The sequence below is a fragment of the Antarcticirhabdus aurantiaca genome (assembly GCF_009765365.1).
Lineage (GTDB): Bacteria > Pseudomonadota > Alphaproteobacteria > Rhizobiales > Rhizobiaceae > Antarcticirhabdus > Antarcticirhabdus aurantiaca.
Window position 1 is genome coordinate 140,887 of sequence record NZ_VTOM01000013.1, and the last position, 16,989, is coordinate 157,875.

Here is a 16,989-nt window from a genome sequence, read left to right on the forward strand (position 1 = left end):
GGCAGGCCGAGCCTTTTCATTTAATTTGCCGCTTAACCAGAAAAGCGGCCTTGCTTAACCTGCCGTAGCGTTAACGAACCGTGAGCAGCTATTCTCCTGGGTGTTGAAACGAGGAGATACGGCGATGATGCTCTCGGTTTGCCCCATCTGCGACGAGGTTGCCAAGGCTGCCCATGACCGGGACGGCGACGGCATGCGCTTCAACTGCGATGCGTGCGGCGACTTCGGCATCTCCGAAGCCAGCGCCTTCTCGATGCACCGCTACGCCTCCGAGCTTCGCCGAAGCTTCCTGCGCGCGGCGGCGCACCGGGCCGAGCCGGGCTCCGTGCCGGTCATCACGCATATCGACTGACCGGCCAGCTTTTGCCGCCTGCGACGGTGGCAAAGCGCGTCAGGCGCCTAGATGCCCGTCGGGCCCTATGCGATAGGGCCCGTAACGAAGCGCGGCAGGAGTGGCGCCACATGATGACGGCAGAAGACAAGGACGCGATCGTCGACCAGATCGGCAGCCTGTTCGAGGGGCTCGACCTGAACGACGTGGCCGACATCCTGGCCGTGCAGCTCGCGCTCCTGACGAGCCAGGGCTCGGACTCGGTCGACGACGCGGTGATCTTCCTCAACGAAATTCGCGACGAGGCCGAGGCGATCCTGCGCACCGAACTCTCCGAGGACGACGAGGACGCTGACGGCGACGAGGCGCCACGCCAGCAGTAGATCGAGAGCGTCGCCCCGACACGACCCATCTTGCCGCGCGGGCCGAGATCGACTTTCATCCGCGCAGGCAAGGGAACGGGGCGATCGATCCTCATGGGCACTTCGGGTTCGGCAGCACTCGCCAGCGACGCGGAGCGCCTCGAAACGCTCCGCGCCCTCGATCTCCTGGACACGTCGGCGGAGCCGCGTTTCGACGAGATCACGCAGCTCGCCTCGCAAGCCTGCAACGCGCCGATCGCGCTCGTCACGCTGGTCGACAAGGATCGTCAGTGGTTCAAGTCGCGCCACGGCCTGGAGCTGACGGAAACGGTTCTCGACCAGTCGGTTTGCGCCCACGCTCTTGGCCAGCACGATCTTCTCGTGATCCCCGACCTGTCCAAGGACGAGCGGACGCGCAACAACCCCCTCGTCACCGGCGGCTCGCACCTGCGCTTCTACGCGGGGGCGCCGCTCGTCGCGCCGAACGGCCACGTGCTCGGCACGCTCTGCGTCGTCGACGACGTACCGCGCCCGGACGGTCTCGCTCCGGGTCAGGCCGCGATTCTCTCGACGCTGGCACGTGACGTCATGGACGAGATTCGCCGAAGCCGCGGCACGGAACCGACCTCCGAAACTGCGCGGCTTCCGCAGGAGCCTCCGCCGAACGCGGAGGTCGCAAAGGGCGGCGGTCTGCGGAAGCTCGTCCGCCGCCTCGCCGCCCGCCTGCCGCTCTGAGGCCGCGGATCATCACCGTGAATTGATGGTCCGACTCGATTGTCGCCGGGACCGCGAGCGCAACTCTCTTAGCCTGCTCATCGCGAGCCAAGGGACGTCCATCATGCTGCCACGCCGTTCTTCGCCGTTCGCGGCGGTTCTTCTCGCAGCGTCGCTGATGACGGCCCTGCCCGCTCGTGCGGACGATGCCGGCGACGTCCAAGCGACGATCGCCAGCCAGTTGCAGGCTTTCAGGTCCGGCGACGGCCTGGCCGCCTACTCCTTCGCGGCGCCGAACATCCGTGCGATGTTTCCCGATGCCGGCACCTTCATGTCGATGGTCCAACAGGGATACGGCCCGGTCTATAACGCCGCGCAGTCCAGCTTCGGCGCGCTGAAGCCAGAGGGCTCGGGCTTTCGCCAGGAGGTGTTTCTCACCGACGCCAAGGGCGTGAACTGGATCGCGAGCTACACGCTGGAGCGGCAGGCGGATGGATCGATGAAGATCACCGGCTGCTCCATCCGCAAGAGCGACGATCTCTCGGCCTGAGTAGCCCTCACATCGGTGCGACGTCGCCGCGGGCCCAGCCGGCCTGCGTTTCGGCGAAGAAGTCGTCGAAGCGTCCGTGCTCGATCGCGCCGCGGATGCCGGCCATCAGCCACTGATAGTAGTGCAGGTTGTTCCAGGTGAGCAGCATCCCGGCGAGCGCCTCGTCGGTGCGCACGAGATGGTGGAGGTAGGCTCGGGAATAGTCGCGCGTCGCCGGACAGGTCGATTCGGGATCGAGCGGCCGTGGGTCTTCGGCGTGGCGGGCGTTCTTGAGGTTGATGCGGCCCATGCGCGTGAAGGCGAGGCCGTGCCGCCCTGCCCGCGTCGGCATCACGCAGTCGAACATGTCGATCCCGCGCGCCACGGACTTCAGGATGTCGTCGGGCGTGCCGACGCCCATGAGGTAGCGCGGCTTGCCGGCGGGCAGCGCCGGCAGCGTCGCATCCAGGATGCGCAGCATCTCGGCCTGCGGCTCGCCGACCGCGAGGCCGCCTACAGCATAGCCCTTGAGGTCCATCGCGGCGAGCGCCTCGGCCGAGCGAACGCGCAGGTCCTCCTCCGTGCCGCCCTGGACGATGCCGAACATCGCCTTACCCGGCTGGTCGCCGAAGGCGATCTTGCAGCGCTCGGCCCAGCGCAGCGACATCTCCATGGCCCGCTCGACCTCGGCGCGCTCGGCCGGCAGCCGGATGCACTCGTCGAGCTGCATCTGGATGTCGGAATCGAGGAGGTCCTGGATCTCGATCGACCGCTCGGGCGTCAGCGAATGCACGCTGCCGTCGACGTGGGAACGGAAGGTGACGCCGGTCTCGTCGAGCTTGCGTAGGTCCGCCAGGGACATGACCTGGAACCCGCCGGAATCGGTCAGGATCGGATAGGGCCAGCGCGCGAACTCATGGAGACCGCCGAGGCGCGCCACCCGCTCGGCGCCCGGCCGCAGCATCAGGTGATACACGTTGCCGAGGATGATGTCCGAGCCGAGCTCGCGCACCTGATCGAGATACATCGCCTTCACCGTGCCGGCGGTTCCGACCGGCATGAAGGCGGGCGTGCGCACGGTGCCACGGGGCATCGTGATCTCGCCGCGGCGTGCCCGGCCGTCCGTGGCAAGGAGGTTGAAGGTAAACGTATCGCTCATGTCTCGTCGTCGGCTCGGTCGAGAAGGCAGGCGTCGCCGTAGGAATAGAAGCGGTAGCCTTCCGCGATCGCGTGATCGTAGGCGCGCCGCATGCGGTCGGTGCCGGCGAAGGCGCTGACGAGCATGAAGAGCGTCGAGCGCGGCAGGTGGAAGTTCGTCATCAGGCGGTCCACGGCCCGAAAGCGGTAGCCGGGCGTGATGAAGATGTCGGTGGCTCCCGAGAACGGCGCGACGGTGCCGTCCTCGCGCGCCGCGCTCTCCAGGAGCCGCAGCGAGGTCGTGCCGACGGCGACGAGCCGGCCGCCAGCCGCCCGGACGGCATTGATCCGCTCGGCGACTTCCGGCGTCACCGCGCCGATCTCGGCGTGCATGCGATGGTCGCGCGTGTCCTCCGCCTTCACGGGAAGGAAGGTACCGGCGCCGACATGCAGCGTGACGAAGGCGGTACCGACGCCCCTCGCTTCGACCGCGGCGAGCAGCTCGGGCGTCCAGTGCAGCCCGGCCGTGGGCGCGGCCACGGCGCCCTCCTCGCGGGCATAGATCGTCTGATAGTCCGCGCGGTCCTGCGCGTCCTGCGGGCGCTTGGAAGCGATGTAGGGCGGCAGGGGAATTGCGCCGGCGCCGGCGATCGCGGCGTCGAGATGCGCGCCCGAAAGGTCGAAGCGAAGCGTCACCTCGCCCGCCTCGCCCTTTTCCTCCACCGTGGCATCCAGCGCGCCGAGGAGGCATGCTTCGCCGCCATCCCCGAAGGCGATGCGGTCGCCCGTGGCGACCCGCTTGGCAGGTCTGACGAAGGCTTTCCAGCGGTCCGGCGCGACGCGCATGTGCAGCGTCGCGTCGATGCGGGCCGTGCCTTCCCCGGGCGCGAGCCCTTCGCGGCGGCGCAGCCCGGTCAGCTGCGCGGGGATGACCTTGGTATCGTTGAAGACGAGAAGGTCGCCGGGCGCCAGTTCGTCCACGAGATCGCGGACGTGAAGGTCGCGGAACGGCGCGCCAGGCGCGACTGCCAGGAGCCGCGCGGCTTCGCGCGGAACTGCCGGACGGAGCGCGATCCGCTCCTCCGGCAGTTCGAAGTCGAACAGGTCGACGCGCAAGGCACGACCTTCGGATCAGCTATCCGCGGCGATGCGCGCCGTGGTGATGGAGTCGGGATCGCGCACGGGCTCGCCGCGCTTGATCTGGTCGATGTTGTCCATGCCCTCGATGACCTCGCCCCAGACCGTGTACTGCTTGTCCAGCCAGGGGGCGCGCTCGAAGCAGATGTAGAACTGCGAATTGGCGGAGTTCGGATCGGCGGTGCGGGCGGCCGACACGGTGCCGCGCTTGTGCGGCTCGGCAGAGAATTCGGCCTTGAGGTCCGGCTTGTCGGAGCCGCCCTGGCCCGCGCGCGAGGCGTTGAAGGAGGGGCCGGTGCTCTTGCCGAACTTGACGTCGCCGGTCTGCGCCATGAAGCCGTCGATCACGCGGTGGAAGACGACGCCGTCATAGGCGCCTTCGCGGACGAGCTCCTTGATGCGCGCGACGTGGTTGGGCGCCAGATCCGGGCGCAGCTTGATGACGACCTGGCCCTTAGTGGTCTCGAGGATCAGCGTGTCGTCCGGGTTCTCGTAAGCCATGTCCTCAGATCTCCTGATCAAAAGCAGAACGGCCCGGGTCCGATCCGGGCCGCTCTCGATGCCGAGCGTTTGAACCAAATCGGCCCGAGGCACAACCCTCAGGCCGCCGAAGCGGTTCTGACGACTTCAGCCGCCGACCTTGGCGGAGACGATGTAGTCGGGATCGGCGACGGCGCCGTTCTGGTTCGGATCGCCCTTCTTGATCTGGTCGACCACGTCCATGCCCGTCACGACGTCGCCGACCACCGTGTATTGGCCGTCGAGGAAATCGCCGTCCGCCAGCATGATGAAGAACTGCGAATTCGCCGAGTTCGGATCCTGCGACCGCGCCATGCCGACGGTTCCACGGTCGAAGGTTTCCTTCGAGAACTCGGCCGGCAGGTCCGCCTGGCTGGAGCCGCCCATGCCCGCCATCTCGGTCGAGCCGTTGCGCTTGCCGTACTGGACGTCGCCGGTCTGAGCCATGAAGCCCTCGATGACGCGGTGGAAGACGACGTCGTTGTACTCGCCCTTGGACGCCAGGTCCTTGATGCGGGCGACGTGCTGGGGCGCGAGATCCGGCCGCAGGGCGATCACGACGTCGCCCTTGTCGGTGGTGAGCGTCAGCGTGTTCTCCGGGCTCGGCTGCTGCGCGGAGGCGGAGCCGATGCCGAGCATGAGCCCGAGCGCGGCAGTGGCGGCGAGCTTGTGCAGAAAGGTCATGGAGGTGTCCTGTTCGGTCGGAAGGCCGGGCGCGATCATCCCGCCTTTCGCGACTTGGCCGCGAGGGCTGCGAGGACCGGCTGCGGCACGAAGGCGGAGACGTCGCCGCCCATGGCCGCGATCTGGCGGACCAATGTGGCGGTAATGGGCCTCGTTTCGGGGCTGGCGGGCATGAAGATGGTGACGAGGTCGGGCGCCATCCGCCCGTTCATGCCCGACATCTGCATCTCGTAATCGAGGTCCGTGCCATCGCGGAGGCCGCGCACGAGCGCTCCGGCCTCCAGCCGCGCAGCGGCGTCGACGACGAGACCCTGAAAGGCTTCGACGCGCACGCGGGCGAGCCCCTCGCCCTTGGCGATGCAGGCGTCGATGAGAGCGACGCGTTCTTCGAAGCTGAACGTCGGCACCTTCGAGGCCTGGACGCCGATCGCCACCACCACCTCGTCGAAGAGGCGTCGAGCCTTCTCCAGGATGTCGAGGTGACCGTTGGTCAGCGGATCGAAGGAACCGGGATAAAGCGCGCGCCGCATGGATGGCTCGTTAAGCTTGGAAACGAAAAGACATGCGGCGGAAACGTGGCCGCCGCAAACCGCAATCGGGCCGCAACCCTTGTCGGGCATGAATCGGGCTCACGAACCGCGGATCAGCTCGTGACTGCGAAGTCAAGGAACTCCGCTCGGTCATCGTGCATTTACCATGCCGAACAGGAGAACGACCCATGCTGATCTTCGCGCTCTCGCTCGCCATGGTCACCGCGCTCGCCACCGCGACGGCCGTGACGCTGCACAGCGACGCCCAGAAGGCCCGCGCGAAGGTCGTGGCCCGCAAGACGCGGATCATGCACTGACGCAGACGTTCCGCAGCTGGAGCTGCGGTTGAACGGGTCGATCGAGGCGACCGACCCGCCCGGCGCGGATCACTCCGCGTTGTCCACCACGTCGGCGTCGGTCTCGCCCGCCTCGTCCGCACCCTCGCCGGGGATGCGTTCGACGGATACGACGCGCTCGCCCTCCGCCGTCCTGAAGATCGTGACGCCCTTCGTGGCCCGGCCCTTGAAGCCGATGCCGTCGACGGGTACGCGGATCATCTGGCCGCGATCGGAGATCATCAGCAGTTGGTCGCCATCCTCCACCGGGAAGCCGGCGACGAGACGTCCGATGTCCTTGATGCGGCTGATGTCGGTGGCTCGAATGCCCTTGCCGCCGCGTCCGCTCGTGCGGAACTCGTAGGACGACGAGCGCTTGCCGAAGCCGAACTCGCTGAGCGTGAGGATGAACTCTTCGGCGGCCGACAGGAAGCCGTAGCGTTCCTGGTCGATCGCGACGTCCTCGACAGCCTCCTCCTCGACGCCCGGATCGACCGTCGGCTCGGCGCTCGCGTCGCCGTCGACGGCGCGCCGCATCTTGAGATAGGAGGCGCGCTCGGCCGGCGTCGCGTCGACGTGGCGCAGGATTGCCATGGAGACGACGTGCTCGCCGTCGCCGAGCCCGATGCCGCGCACGCCGACCGAATTGCGGCCGGCAAAGACGCGCACGTCCGTCACGGGGAAGCGGATGCACTGGCCGGAGGAGGCCATGAGCAGGACGTCGTCGTCTTCCGAGCAGGTCGCGACGGCGAGGATCTCGTCGCCGGCCTCGTCCAGCTTCATCGCGATCTTGCCGTTGCGGTTGACCTGGATGAAGTCGGACAGCTTGTTGCGACGCACCGTGCCGCGCGTCGTCGCGAACATGACGTTCAGCGCCTCGGCCGCTTCCGGATCGCTCGGCAGCGGCAGGATGGACGTGATGCGCTCGTCCTTTTCCAGCGGCAGGAGGTTGACCAGCGCCTTGCCGCGCGACTGCGGGTTGGCCAGCGGCAGGCGCCAGACCTTCTCCTTGTAGACGATGCCGCGCGAGGAGAAGAACAGGACCGGCGTGTGGGTGTTCGCCACGAACAGCCGCGTCACCGAGTCCTCGTCGCTCTTCAGCGACATGCCGGAGCGGCCCTTGCCGCCGCGACGCTGAGCCCGATAGACGCTGAGCGGCACGCGCTTGATGTAACCGCCGTGGCTGACGGTGACGACCATGTCCTCGCGCGGGATGAGGTCCTCGTCCTCCATGTCCGCCGCGCCTTCGGACAGCTCGGTCCGGCGGGGCGTGGCGAACTCGTCGCGAACGAGCGTCAGCTCGGTCTTGATGATCTCGCGCACGCGGCTGCGCGACGACAGGATGTCGAGGTAGTCCTTGATCTCCTCGCCGATCTTGTTCAGCTCCTCGCCGATCTCGTCGCGACCGAGCGCCGTCAGGCGCTGGAGACGCAGGTCGAGGATGGCGCGCGCCTGCGTTTCCGACAGGCGATACGTGCCCTCGGCCGAGATGCGGTGGCGCGGATCGTCGATGAGCCGGATGAGCGGCGCGACGTCCTTCGCTTCCCAGGCGCGCTCCATGAGCTGCTCGCGGGCCGTCGAAGGATCGGGCGCCCGGCGGATCAGGGCAATGATCTCGTCGATGTTGGCGACCGCGATGGCGAGGCCGACGAGGACGTGCGCCCGTTCCCGAGCCTTCCGCAGAAGGAACTTGGTGCGCCGGTTGATCACCTCCTCGCGGAAGGCGATGAAGGCCGACAGCATGTCGATTAGCGTCAGCTGCTCGGGCTTGCCGCCGTTCAGCGCCACCGTGTTGGCGCCGAAGCTCGTCTGGAGCGGCGTGAAGCGGTAGAGCTGGTTGAGGACGACGTCGGTGGACGCCTCGCGCTTCAGCTCGATGACGACGCGGTAGCCTTCGCGGTCGCTCTCGTCGCGGATGTCGGAGATGCCCTCGATGCGCTTCTCGCGCACCAGATCGGCCATCTTCTCGATCATCGAGGCCTTGTTCACCTGGTACGGGACCTCGGTGATGATGATCGCCTCGCGCTCGCCGCGCAGCGTCTCGAAATGCACCTTGCCGCGCATCAGGATGGAGCCGCGGCCGGTGGAGTAAGCCGACAGGATTCCCGCGCGGCCGAGCACGATCGCGCCGGTCGGGAAATCCGGACCGGGGATGTACTGCATGAGGTCGTCGAGCGTGATGGCGGGATCGTCGATCATGGCGATGCAGCCGTCGATGATCTCGCCGAGATTGTGCGGCGGGATGTTGGTCGCCATGCCGACCGCGATGCCGCCGGAACCGTTGACCAGGAGGTTCGGGAAGCGCGCCGGCAGGACGACGGGCTCCTGCTCGCGGCCGTCGTAGTTGTCCTGGAAGTCGACGGTTTCCTTGTCGATGTCCTCCAGAAGCGGATCGGACACCTTCTCGAGGCGGCACTCGGTGTACCGCATGGCCGCCGGCGGGTCGCCGTCGATCGAGCCGAAATTGCCCTGCCCGTCGACGAGCGGGGCGCGCATCGACCAGTCCTGCGCCATGCGCACCAGCGCGTCGTAGATCGAGGCGTCGCCGTGCGGATGGTACTTGCCCATCACCTCGCCGACGACGCCGGCGGACTTGCGGAAGGACCGGTTGTGGAAGAGGCCCATCTCGCGCATGGCGAAGAGCACGCGGCGATGAACCGGCTTCAGGCCGTCGCGCACATCCGGCAGCGCCCGACTCACGATCACGCTCATGGCGTAATCGAGATAGGAGCGCTGCATCTCGTCGATGATGGAAATGGTTTCGACGCCGCGCGGACGCTCCGGCGGCGTGGATGTCATGTCGTCTTCAGCCAAGGATGAGGTCCTGACGGCGTTTTCGGTGTCGTATATCTAGCAGGTATGGGGTTTGAGCGCCAGTTTCGCAAGCACGAAGCCGGTGCCGAATCCTCCATATTCGCCAATGATTTGCTCGGTACTCGCGCGGCGGCGGCGATATTCCTTCGCCGCGCACGGCCTCAGGCCGACCCGGAGCCCGACAGCTTCATCAGCACGAGGCCGGACAGGATGAGCATCGCGGCGAGGATGCGCAGCGGGGTCGCGGCCTCGCCGAGCACGGCGATGCCGACCACGAAGGCGCCGAGCGCCCCGATGCCGGTCCAGATCGTGTAGGCGGTGCCGAGAGGCAGGCTGCGCATCGAGAAGGACAGGAGCGCGAAGCTCACGGCCATGGCCGCGAAGGTGACGACCGTCGGCCACAGGCGGGTGAACCCGTCCGACTGCTTCATCGAGAAGGCCCAGACGACCTCGAACAGCCCGGCGACGATCAGAAGAATCCAAGCCATGACGGCCTCCTGCGGGTTGATCCGCCGGGCCGTCCCGGTCTTCCATCCCGCACCGTGCGGGCGAGGTCGTGGCCTCGACGAGGGATATGAGACCTCCGCACCGCGGCGGCAAGCCGCGTCGCGGCAAACCGCCCGTCCGCCCGTTCCGTCGGTCGACGTTTGCGCTTATGGGTCGCCCTTCGGCAACAGGCGCGGGATCGCAATGCTGGAACTGCTTCTCAACGGTGTGGTGACGCTCTTCGTCATCATCGACCCACTCGGCCTCGTTCCGCTCTTCCTGACGCTGACGCCGGGGATGACGACGGCCGAGCGGCAGCGGATCGCTCTGGCCGCCTGCATCATCGCGTTCGGCATCCTGGCGATCTTCGCGCTGGCGGGCCTCGCCATCCTGTCGGCGCTCGGCATCTCGCTCGGCGCCTTCCGCGTCGCGGGTGGCCTGTTTCTGTTCGCCATCGCCTTCGAGCTCGTCTTCGAACGGCGGCAGGAGCGAAAGGAGCGCACCTCGCGCGTGGCGGCGCCCCATCCGGCCGACGTGCCGAACCTCGCGGCCTTCCCGCTCGCGATCCCGCTCATGGCCGGTCCGGGCGCCATCGCCGCCGTGATCCTCCTGTCCGGCGATCTGCCGAGCCTGAGCGGTCAGGCGGGTCTTCTGGCGATCATCGCGCTGGTGCTGCTGGCGACCTTCGCCTTCCTTGTCGCCGCAGCCCGCATCGACCGCTTCCTCGGGCCCACCGGTCGCGCCGTGATCACGCGCCTTCTCGGCGTGCTTCTAGGCGCCCTCGCCGTGCAGTTCGTGGCCGACGGCATCGTTCAGCTGATCGCCGACGTGCGGACCTGACGCGTCTCGCAAACCAAAAAAGGCGCCGCGGGAGCAGCGCCTTCCGGAATGGATCAGAAGGGGACCATTTGGCGTGACGTGTCACCCATCGTGAAATTCCTTGTCATTGCAGCTTCTTACGGTTGACGCTCGTCGACGGACGGAAGGTTCAGCCGTGTAAACATCGACGTCAAGGGTCGCCCGAGCTGCCGCGACGGTTAGGAGTTGTGCACAGGGACGGGCCGGCGCGCTTCCCAAGAGCGCTGTAGCCGGACCGTCCCTGTGTGCAACTCCGATTCCATGTTAGCCGCTGTGGGGACGGTGAGGAGTTGTGCACAGGAGGGGGGCGGCGCGCTCCTCAAAAGCGCTGTAGCCGCCCCCCTCCTGTGTGCAACTCCGGATCTACAAACGGCATCGTTGCATGAAAGGACTGTGGTCAAAGCGTCGCGTTGTGCGAGGCTAGCGAGCAGACCCGCTGAAAGCATCATCCGACCTCGTTGAATTATGGCCCTACAACTTGGTCCATTTTGGTTGCACCCTATGCAGACCAACCAAACGCTGGTTCATTAAAGCTCATTAGGCGATCCAAAGCGCACCGGATTTGGGTGAACCAACCAAAAAAGACCGTGTGATGCAGCCATGTTCGTGCGTGCCTACCTACGTGCCTCGACCAGCGACCAAGATGCTAATCGCACACGCCAAACTCTCGACGCCTTCGCGACGGAGCGGGACCTCAAGGTTGCGGCGTACTACGTTGAGAACGAATCCGGCGCGAAGCTTGCCCGTCCCGAGCTCTTCCGCCTCGCCGGCGCCGCGTGAGCGAAGGACAAGCCAGGGCGAAGGCAGAGGGGCGCTACAAGGGTCGCCCGGAGGATACCAAGCGGAACGCCGGCATCGCCGCGATGCTCAAGGCAGGCCAGAGCTGGTCGGCCGTTCAAGGCGTTTTCGGGTGCTCGAGGGCAACCGTTGCGAAGGTTGACGCGAGGATGAAGGCCAGTGCCGGGCAATGAGGTCCAAGGAGCGGTCGAAGCTTTCCCGCCCAGGGCTGCCGCGGAAGCGCGCGTCCCGAGCCGCTCATGGTGCCGGATGGGCAGGGACGTCAGCCGACGTCACCCCCCTGCCTGTTTAAGCATCGAGCTGGTCGTGGGTCACGGGCATGGCTGTATGCCAGGCGCAAACGGCCGGGGTCGTGCACAGGGGCGGGCCGCCGCGCTTCCCAAAGCGCCGTAGGTGGAGCGCCCCTGTGTGCGAGGCCGGCTCCAGGTCTTGCTGGGTCGAGATTGCGTCTTGCGCGTGTGAAAGCCAGATCCGGCCTCAAGGTGCATCCTGCTTAGACGTCGCCTTCCGCTTAACGTTCTTGCGCTTCTCGCGCGTGCGGGCCACCGTCGCACGCTGCTTCGTCCACCCGGACGCCAGCGCCCTAGGCGCACGAAAACCAGGTCCGAAGGTCTCGGTTTCGCCGAGGAAAACGATTCCGTGCTCCTCTAGGGCAAGCTTCACCGACTCGATCGTCGACAGCAGGGGATCCGCGTCGCCTGCCTCTATGCGTGACAGGTTCCGCACGCTCACGCCCGCGTCTTTCGCGAGATCCTCCTGCGATAAGCCGAGCAGCAATCTCGCGAGCCTCAGGATGTTTGGGTCGGCAGGCATCGCCCCAGGAGCCCCGCCAAGGCGACCGTGTCAACAATTAGGCCTTATATGCCATTCTTGACGGTCTCACCGACACGGATTGCATATAGTATCGGATCGTGCGATATGGATGGCCGTCCCCTCTTGCTCGGGTGATTCGCTCCCACCCCGTTTTCCTTCAGAGAGCCGATCGGCAACTCGCCCGTGCATGCAGTCCCGCAGGCTAACCAGGGATCTTGGCCTCATGTCGCAAGAGAACATCGGCACCAACACAATCGAGCCGGCGCAAAGGCTCGCGCGGCGCGCCTCCACGTCGCCGCTCACAGACCTGCGTCAGCGCATCCTCCATGGCTACTTGCTGCCCACTGCGGAGCAGTTGCTCCACGGCCTGCCCTTCATGGGCGGGGACATGGGACGCGACATGAGAACGTTCGCCGAGACCTTGCTCCGCGAGATCGACGCCAAGGATCCAGCCGGGACGCATGCCGAGCTCAGGTCCGCGTGCAGAGCGATGCTGGAGAGCGAGTCCTTGGAGGCGGCGCAGGCGACGGCGGAGGCGCTGCGGGATCCGGACCTCGACCTGGACGGCTGGTCGCTCGACGCGCGCAGCGGCAAGCTGAGGTGCTGGCTGTACGCCGTCTACCTCCGCGACAAGCATTCGATCATCCCGGTCGCGGTCACCGCCACGGCCATGGCCTACCAGCAGGACTGGTCGGCACCCGACGACCCTGGCGCCCTCGTCTGGCGTGCGCTCGGCTGGCTCACGCTTTATGCCGGTGACATCGCAGAGCTGTTCCACGACGCCGCGCCCTTCGCCGACGTCGAGAGCGTCTCCGATCGGATCACCTTCATAGCGGAGGAATACCGCAGCCGCATGTTGGCGAGCATGTCGCAAACCTGCGCTGAGGGCGCCTGAGCCGCCTCGACGCTCTGAGCGTCCGCGGCCCGACCGCGTGCCAGGTCCGAACGTCCGCCAAACAGATGATCAATCCGCAACGCCCGTCGCGCCGCGGCGGCGAACGCCAGGCTACGTCATGACCATCACCATCCAGCCCTCCGGCAGGGCTTTCCAGCTCGACGAGCACCTCGAACGCCTGAAGGCGCTCGTCGCGGACATCGAGTCCTTGAAGGTCGGCGGCGACCCGGCACGCCTCGCCGAGGGAAACGCCGTCCACATCCGCGGCTGGTCGCCTTCGACGCGGCCCGTGCCGTGCCTGCGCGGCACCATGGAAGGTCACCCGTCCGTCCGCGACGGCCGCCACGGCGAGACGTCCGACCTGTGGGTCTGGGCGCCCGACCACGGCGTCGCCCGGACACTCTCGCGCTGGTACACGCTCGGCCCCAGCGCCATACGAGGCGGCTGGCACTGAGGACTGCGTCTTCGTAGCCCGCGAGAAGTGTCGGAGCCGTCGTCGCGTCCCAGCCGACGCTGCGCCCATGCGATCCGCCTACCGCGGTCCGACGGCACCGCACCAGCCCGCCGCCAGCAAAAGCTTCTGACGGGCCGCGCCCTTCCCGACCTCCGCGCAACGCCCGATGGTCCGACGCCCGGCACCTCCGCGCCGGGGCCTGAACTCTCGAGAGCACCGTGACCACACTCACCGAAGAGGAGGCCGCGCGCCTCCGCGAGCGCCATCCCATCCACGAACTGATGTCCTGCGGACCCGCCGCCCTGGAAGAGCGCGCGCGCACCCTGCGGGACGAGCAGGCGCACGGGCGCACCCGCCTCCTCATCGACAGCGTCATCAACGCCGCGGCGGCGGACCTGGCGCACCTCGTAGACATGCCGCTCGCCGAACTGCTGGAGAGCGCCGACGAGACCCTGAAGTGGACGATGCTGGCCTACCTCGCCTCCATCCGCTACCGTCCGGCGCAGCTCGAACTCTCGGCCCGGTGCGCGGCGGAGGCCTACCTGATGGTGGTCCTCCACGACACGGCCAGGGGGCGCACCCTCGAGAAGCCGGGTGACATCCGGCTCGTCAACCGCGCTGTCAACGACGCCGAGTGGATGGTGGGCCACGCAGTCGGCTGGGGCGCGCTCGCCAACGGCGTCATCAGCGAGAACCGCCTGGGGACTCTCGGCCTGACGGAGCACCCGAAGGAGCTCGGCCTCGAGGTCGTCGCCGCCCTCTGGTCGGCCGTGGACTCCCATGCCCGCGAGATCGGCTACCAGGAGGGCTACGCCGCGGGCTACGGCCTCACGCGCTTGCATGGCGCCGAGGCTCGGAAGGGTACGGACCGGACAGGCACCTCCGAGCGCCCGCAGGCGGCGTCGAAGGTCGTGGTCGTTCCCCATGCCCAGCTCTCCCGCGAGATGCGGAAGGAGTCAGGCGTCGGCGACATCATCGGAGCCGCGCTTCCCCTGGTGCCCGCCCGAGGCCTTGCCGAGGCACGCAAGGACCTTCTTGCCGGACATCCTCACGCTGCGGCCGCCATCGAGCAGATGCTCGGCGACCTCGCCGAAGGACATCCCGTTCGCATCCGCCCCGTCCTCCTCGTCGGCCCTCCGGGTGCGGGCAAATCCCGCCTGTGCCGCGACGCACTAGATGCCCTCGGCATCCCGTTCGCCCCGGTCGACGCCGGCACCACGATGGACCACGGCTTGACCGGAGCCCCCCGGCGGTGGCGTGACGCGTATCCCTCCACACCGCTCCGGCTGTTCGCCCAGCACGACGTCGCCAATCCTGGCATCGTGCTTGATGAACTGGAGAAAGCGGGCCACTCCTCAGCGGGGTCGATCCACGATCCCCTGCTCTCGCTCCTGGAGCCCCTGTCGTCCCGATCCTGGCGCGACCACTTCCTCGATGCCGAGATCGACGCCTCGCACCTCGTCTGGCTGTGCACCGCGAACTCGACCTCGGGCATCCCGGCCCCGCTCCTCAATCGCCTGCGGGTGCTACGCGTTCCCCTGCCCTCCGCGGCACACGTCCCGGCGCTGGCTGACCGCATCCGGCTCGATATCCTGGGCGAGCGAAGCCTCGACCCAGGCATGGAGCCGCCTCTCGACGCCGAGGAGCTGGAGACGCTCACCGCCGCCTTTGGACAGGAGGGCAGCCTGCGGAACCTGAGGCGGTACGTGGAGGCGGTGCTCGACGCACGGGCGTCGCTGGCGCGGCGGAACTGAGGGGATGGCGGTGGACATGGATGAGTCCGACTGGCGCCGCCATCTCGGCCGTCGCTGGGCCGAGCAGTTCGGCGGGCGGCCCTTCGGCTTTGCCGTCGGCGACGGTTGGGACCACCTGCTGGCCGAGGTGTTCCGGCGCGTCGACGCTGTGCTGGAGGACGACGAACGGGACGCCTTCGCATGGTCCGACATCAAGGAGAAGTGGGGGGTCCTGCGCATGACCCACAACGGCAGCGACCGCATCGACGACCTGGTGGACTGGGCGGAGGCGGCGTCCAAGCGCATCTGCGACCGATGTGGCTGGTCGGGACGGCTGCGCAGTGGTGGCGGGCACTGGCGGGCGCGGTGCGATGCCTGCGACGGACTTTGAACGCGAGGCGGGCAACTCGGCCCTGCGCGGCTTGCGGGACCGGGGAACCATTCTGGCGAACCCACACCCGCCAAGGGACGCGGACGACGGCCGCGTCGATCCCGCTTCTCGGGGTTTCGCTCGGCAAACGCAGACAGAGCGGTCACGAGGGGATCCAAAGCTTCGACAGGCCGGCGACGATCCTCGTCTTGCCGTGACACCTCAATCGGAAGAGATCCCGAGGTGGCAGGGTGACAGCGTAGCTGCTTTCCTGCGTGCCCGGCGAGGGCCGGGGTAGCAGAGGCACGGGGGTGGTGCGGGCGCCGGGGGCGCAGCGACTGAGCCACGGCCCCTTGTCGCCGCGAGGGGCGGCGCCCCTTAGCCTGGAACGGTGGCGTCTCAGAGGGGGATCTCGGCCCCGTTGCGCGAGGACGACTGGAAGAGGGCCTCCAGAATGCGGTTGATGTCGTGGGCTTGGCTCGCCGGCACGTTCGAGGGCGCGCTCGTCCGGAGCGAGTTCGCGAAGGCCGCGGCCTCGCGGTCGAAATAGACCGGGTTCCCGATCTCGGCGATCTCCGGCGAGTAGACCGTCTTGCGGACGGCCCAAGCCTCCGGGAAACTCGTCTCGTTCCATTCGGTCCAGCCCGCGGGCAGGCCAGCCCTGCCAGTGCTGTAGATCTTGTATGAGGCGGGCATCGGTCGGGAATGCATGACGCCCTCCGTGCCGTAGGCCGTGATATCCCAGCTCTCGGTCCAAGGCAGCGGATCCCAGGACATGAAGTCCACGGTGACGATCTTGTCGGGATAGTTGAGGATCGCTCCGACGGCGTCCTCCCGCGCGCCCGGCGTCATCACGCCGTCGAACTTGGTGATGCGGGCGTTCACCGACGTCGGCACCCCGAAGTGCAGGAGGAGGCGGTCCATGACGTGACAGCCGATGACGTAGAAGGCGCCGCCGATGTCGCCGGGCTGGCGCATGTGGTCGGTGTCCGCCTCACTATGGGAGCAGCCCGCGTGCGCCCGCACCTGGAGCACCTTGCCGAGGTGGCCGGCCTTCAGGACCTCCTGCATCCGGTCGACCGACGGCGCGTAGCGCCAGCAGTAGCCGACCTGGAAGAGCTGGCCCGTCCTCTCGCCGGCCTCGACCAGACGCACGGTGTCGGCCGATCCGCGTCCGGCGGGCTTCTCGCACAGGACGGCCTTGCCGGCCTCCATCGCCTCGATGGCCCATTCGCCCATGAGGTAGCTCTTCGGGTGGATCAGGACGGCGTGGACGTCAGGGTCGGTGAGGATCTCCTCCTTGGTGCGCCTGGCGATCCCCATGGCGTCGACGAAGCTGGCGAGGAGCGGGCTCTCGTCGAAAGCCCCAGCACCCTCGCGTTCGGCATGCGCTGGAAGGCCTTCACGCGCCCGGAGGTGTGCGGGTGCGTGATGCCGAGGCAGGCGATCCCGAGCGTGGCGTCGTTCCCGATGGCGTAGGTCATGACCGT

Annotated in this window: 19 protein-coding genes and 1 pseudogene; 11 read left to right on the plus strand and 9 right to left on the minus strand. The window is 67.6% G+C overall.

From position 1 onward, the window contains the following. Nucleotides 1-124 precede the first annotated feature (124 nt). The 4 genes from FZN60_RS16495 to FZN60_RS16510 all read left to right on the plus strand — a co-directional run bounded on the left by FZN60_RS16495 (nt 125) and on the right by FZN60_RS16510 (nt 1,957). The gene (locus FZN60_RS16495) at nt 125-352 is read left to right on the plus strand and encodes a hypothetical protein (protein ID WP_158874591.1); all 228 of its coding nucleotides are present in this window, start codon (nt 125-127) and stop codon (nt 350-352) included. Nucleotides 353-462: 110 nt separating this feature from the next. Next, nucleotides 463-714, plus strand: a complete 252-nt coding sequence (locus tag FZN60_RS16500) for a hypothetical protein (RefSeq protein WP_158874592.1) — start codon at nt 463-465, stop codon at nt 712-714. 93 nt (nt 715-807) lie between these two features. After that, nucleotides 808-1,428: a GAF domain-containing protein gene (locus FZN60_RS16505; protein WP_158874593.1), complete on the plus strand. Its 621-nt coding sequence runs from the start codon at nt 808-810 to the stop codon at nt 1,426-1,428. A gap of 103 nt (nt 1,429-1,531) precedes the next feature. After that, nucleotides 1,532-1,957 carry a DUF4864 domain-containing protein gene (locus FZN60_RS16510; RefSeq protein ID WP_158874594.1) on the plus strand — a complete coding sequence of 142 codons (426 nt, stop codon included), beginning with the start codon at nt 1,532-1,534 and terminating at the stop codon, nt 1,955-1,957. Nucleotides 1,958-1,964: 7 nt separating this feature from the next. On the opposite strand, the gene tgt is transcribed toward FZN60_RS16510, so the two are convergent. The 5 genes from tgt to coaD all read right to left on the minus strand — a co-directional run bounded on the left by tgt (nt 1,965) and on the right by coaD (nt 5,943). After that, nucleotides 1,965-3,095, minus strand: coding sequence for a tRNA guanosine(34) transglycosylase Tgt (gene tgt / locus FZN60_RS16515; RefSeq protein ID WP_158874595.1), 1,131 nt, complete (start codon nt 3,093-3,095; stop codon nt 1,965-1,967). Next, nucleotides 3,092-4,189: a tRNA preQ1(34) S-adenosylmethionine ribosyltransferase-isomerase QueA gene (gene queA / locus FZN60_RS16520; protein WP_158874596.1), complete on the minus strand. Its 1,098-nt coding sequence runs from the start codon at nt 4,187-4,189 to the stop codon at nt 3,092-3,094. Before queA ends, tgt begins: the two co-directional genes overlap by 4 nt. Nucleotides 4,190-4,204: 15 nt before the next feature. Next, nucleotides 4,205-4,711 (minus strand): peptidylprolyl isomerase, encoded by a 507-nt coding sequence (locus FZN60_RS16525; RefSeq protein ID WP_158874597.1) that lies wholly within the window; start codon nt 4,709-4,711, stop codon nt 4,205-4,207. A 126-nt stretch (nt 4,712-4,837) separates the two neighbouring features. Next, nucleotides 4,838-5,413 carry a peptidylprolyl isomerase gene (locus FZN60_RS16530; protein ID WP_158874598.1) on the minus strand — a complete coding sequence of 192 codons (576 nt, stop codon included), beginning with the start codon at nt 5,411-5,413 and terminating at the stop codon, nt 4,838-4,840. 35 nt (nt 5,414-5,448) lie between these two features. After that, the gene (coaD, locus tag FZN60_RS16535; protein ID WP_158874599.1) at nt 5,449-5,943 is read right to left on the minus strand and encodes a pantetheine-phosphate adenylyltransferase; all 495 of its coding nucleotides are present in this window, start codon (nt 5,941-5,943) and stop codon (nt 5,449-5,451) included. 188 nt (nt 5,944-6,131) lie between these two features. Between coaD and FZN60_RS29170 the strand changes: the two genes are divergently transcribed. After that, entirely contained in the window at nt 6,132-6,260 is a 129-nt protein-coding gene (locus tag FZN60_RS29170) for a hypothetical protein (protein ID WP_255476015.1), read from the plus strand. A gap of 69 nt (nt 6,261-6,329) precedes the next feature. On the opposite strand, the gene gyrA is transcribed toward FZN60_RS29170, so the two are convergent. Beyond that, nucleotides 6,330-9,077 carry a DNA gyrase subunit A gene (gene gyrA, locus FZN60_RS16540; protein ID WP_158874600.1) on the minus strand — a complete coding sequence of 916 codons (2,748 nt, stop codon included), beginning with the start codon at nt 9,075-9,077 and terminating at the stop codon, nt 6,330-6,332. A 176-nt stretch (nt 9,078-9,253) separates the two neighbouring features. Then, nucleotides 9,254-9,580, minus strand: a complete 327-nt coding sequence (gene sugE / locus FZN60_RS16545; protein ID WP_158874601.1) for a quaternary ammonium compound efflux SMR transporter SugE — start codon at nt 9,578-9,580, stop codon at nt 9,254-9,256. A 202-nt stretch (nt 9,581-9,782) separates the two neighbouring features. Here sugE and FZN60_RS16550 point away from each other — a divergent pair, with 202 nt between their 5' ends. Next, nucleotides 9,783-10,418, plus strand: a complete 636-nt coding sequence (locus FZN60_RS16550; protein WP_158874602.1) for a MarC family protein — start codon at nt 9,783-9,785, stop codon at nt 10,416-10,418. A gap of 618 nt (nt 10,419-11,036) precedes the next feature. Further along, nucleotides 11,037-11,407 (plus strand): annotated as a pseudogene (locus tag FZN60_RS16555) (recombinase family protein). A 304-nt stretch (nt 11,408-11,711) separates the two neighbouring features. On the opposite strand, the gene FZN60_RS16560 reads toward FZN60_RS16555, so the two are convergent. Further along, nucleotides 11,712-12,047: a helix-turn-helix domain-containing protein gene (locus FZN60_RS16560; protein WP_158874603.1), complete on the minus strand. Its 336-nt coding sequence runs from the start codon at nt 12,045-12,047 to the stop codon at nt 11,712-11,714. Between the two features lie 223 nt (nt 12,048-12,270). Here FZN60_RS16560 and FZN60_RS16565 point away from each other — a divergent pair, with 223 nt between their 5' ends. From FZN60_RS16565 to FZN60_RS16580, 4 genes are all read left to right on the plus strand, one after another. Continuing rightward, nucleotides 12,271-12,942 carry a hypothetical protein gene (locus FZN60_RS16565; protein ID WP_158874604.1) on the plus strand — a complete coding sequence of 224 codons (672 nt, stop codon included), beginning with the start codon at nt 12,271-12,273 and terminating at the stop codon, nt 12,940-12,942. 118 nt (nt 12,943-13,060) lie between these two features. Then, complete coding sequence (locus FZN60_RS16570; RefSeq protein WP_158874605.1) at nt 13,061-13,396, plus strand: hypothetical protein; 336 nt, start codon at nt 13,061-13,063, stop codon at nt 13,394-13,396. Nucleotides 13,397-13,614: 218 nt separating this feature from the next. Next, entirely contained in the window at nt 13,615-15,150 is a 1,536-nt protein-coding gene (locus FZN60_RS16575; protein WP_158874606.1) for an AAA family ATPase, read from the plus strand. Nucleotides 15,151-15,166: 16 nt separating this feature from the next. Continuing rightward, entirely contained in the window at nt 15,167-15,520 is a 354-nt protein-coding gene (locus tag FZN60_RS16580) for a hypothetical protein (protein WP_158874607.1), read from the plus strand. A gap of 378 nt (nt 15,521-15,898) precedes the next feature. Here FZN60_RS16580 and FZN60_RS16585 read toward each other — a convergent pair whose 3' ends face one another. Beyond that, nucleotides 15,899-16,822, minus strand: a complete 924-nt coding sequence (locus tag FZN60_RS16585; RefSeq protein ID WP_246726874.1) for a Gfo/Idh/MocA family protein — start codon at nt 16,820-16,822, stop codon at nt 15,899-15,901. Nucleotides 16,823-16,989 lie beyond the last annotated feature (167 nt).

Bases quoted from the DNA above. Each gene is read 5' to 3' on its own strand.
- FZN60_RS16565 (WP_158874604.1), top strand. From the start codon at position 12,271: ATGTCGCAAGAGAACATCGGCACCAACACAATCGAGCCGGCGCAAAGG.
- FZN60_RS29170 (WP_255476015.1), top strand. From the start codon at position 6,132: ATGCTGATCTTCGCGCTCTCGCTCGCCATGGTCACCGCGCTCGCCACC.
- FZN60_RS16585 (WP_246726874.1), bottom strand. From the start codon at position 16,822: ATGGGGATCGCCAGGCGCACCAAGGAGGAGATCCTCACCGACCCTGAC.
- FZN60_RS16495 (WP_158874591.1), top strand. From the start codon at position 125: ATGATGCTCTCGGTTTGCCCCATCTGCGACGAGGTTGCCAAGGCTGCC.
- FZN60_RS16530 (WP_158874598.1), bottom strand. From the start codon at position 5,413: ATGACCTTTCTGCACAAGCTCGCCGCCACTGCCGCGCTCGGGCTCATG.
- gyrA (WP_158874600.1), bottom strand. From the start codon at position 9,077: ATGACATCCACGCCGCCGGAGCGTCCGCGCGGCGTCGAAACCATTTCC.
- tgt (WP_158874595.1), bottom strand. From the start codon at position 3,095: ATGAGCGATACGTTTACCTTCAACCTCCTTGCCACGGACGGCCGGGCA.
- FZN60_RS16510 (WP_158874594.1), top strand. From the start codon at position 1,532: ATGCTGCCACGCCGTTCTTCGCCGTTCGCGGCGGTTCTTCTCGCAGCG.
- FZN60_RS16500 (WP_158874592.1), top strand. From the start codon at position 463: ATGATGACGGCAGAAGACAAGGACGCGATCGTCGACCAGATCGGCAGC.
- FZN60_RS16560 (WP_158874603.1), bottom strand. From the start codon at position 12,047: ATGCCTGCCGACCCAAACATCCTGAGGCTCGCGAGATTGCTGCTCGGC.
- FZN60_RS16580 (WP_158874607.1), top strand. From the start codon at position 15,167: ATGGATGAGTCCGACTGGCGCCGCCATCTCGGCCGTCGCTGGGCCGAG.
- sugE (WP_158874601.1), bottom strand. From the start codon at position 9,580: ATGGCTTGGATTCTTCTGATCGTCGCCGGGCTGTTCGAGGTCGTCTGG.
- FZN60_RS16550 (WP_158874602.1), top strand. From the start codon at position 9,783: ATGCTGGAACTGCTTCTCAACGGTGTGGTGACGCTCTTCGTCATCATC.
- FZN60_RS16525 (WP_158874597.1), bottom strand. From the start codon at position 4,711: ATGGCTTACGAGAACCCGGACGACACGCTGATCCTCGAGACCACTAAG.
- FZN60_RS16505 (WP_158874593.1), top strand. From the start codon at position 808: ATGGGCACTTCGGGTTCGGCAGCACTCGCCAGCGACGCGGAGCGCCTC.
- FZN60_RS16570 (WP_158874605.1), top strand. From the start codon at position 13,061: ATGACCATCACCATCCAGCCCTCCGGCAGGGCTTTCCAGCTCGACGAG.
- coaD (WP_158874599.1), bottom strand. From the start codon at position 5,943: ATGCGGCGCGCGCTTTATCCCGGTTCCTTCGATCCGCTGACCAACGGT.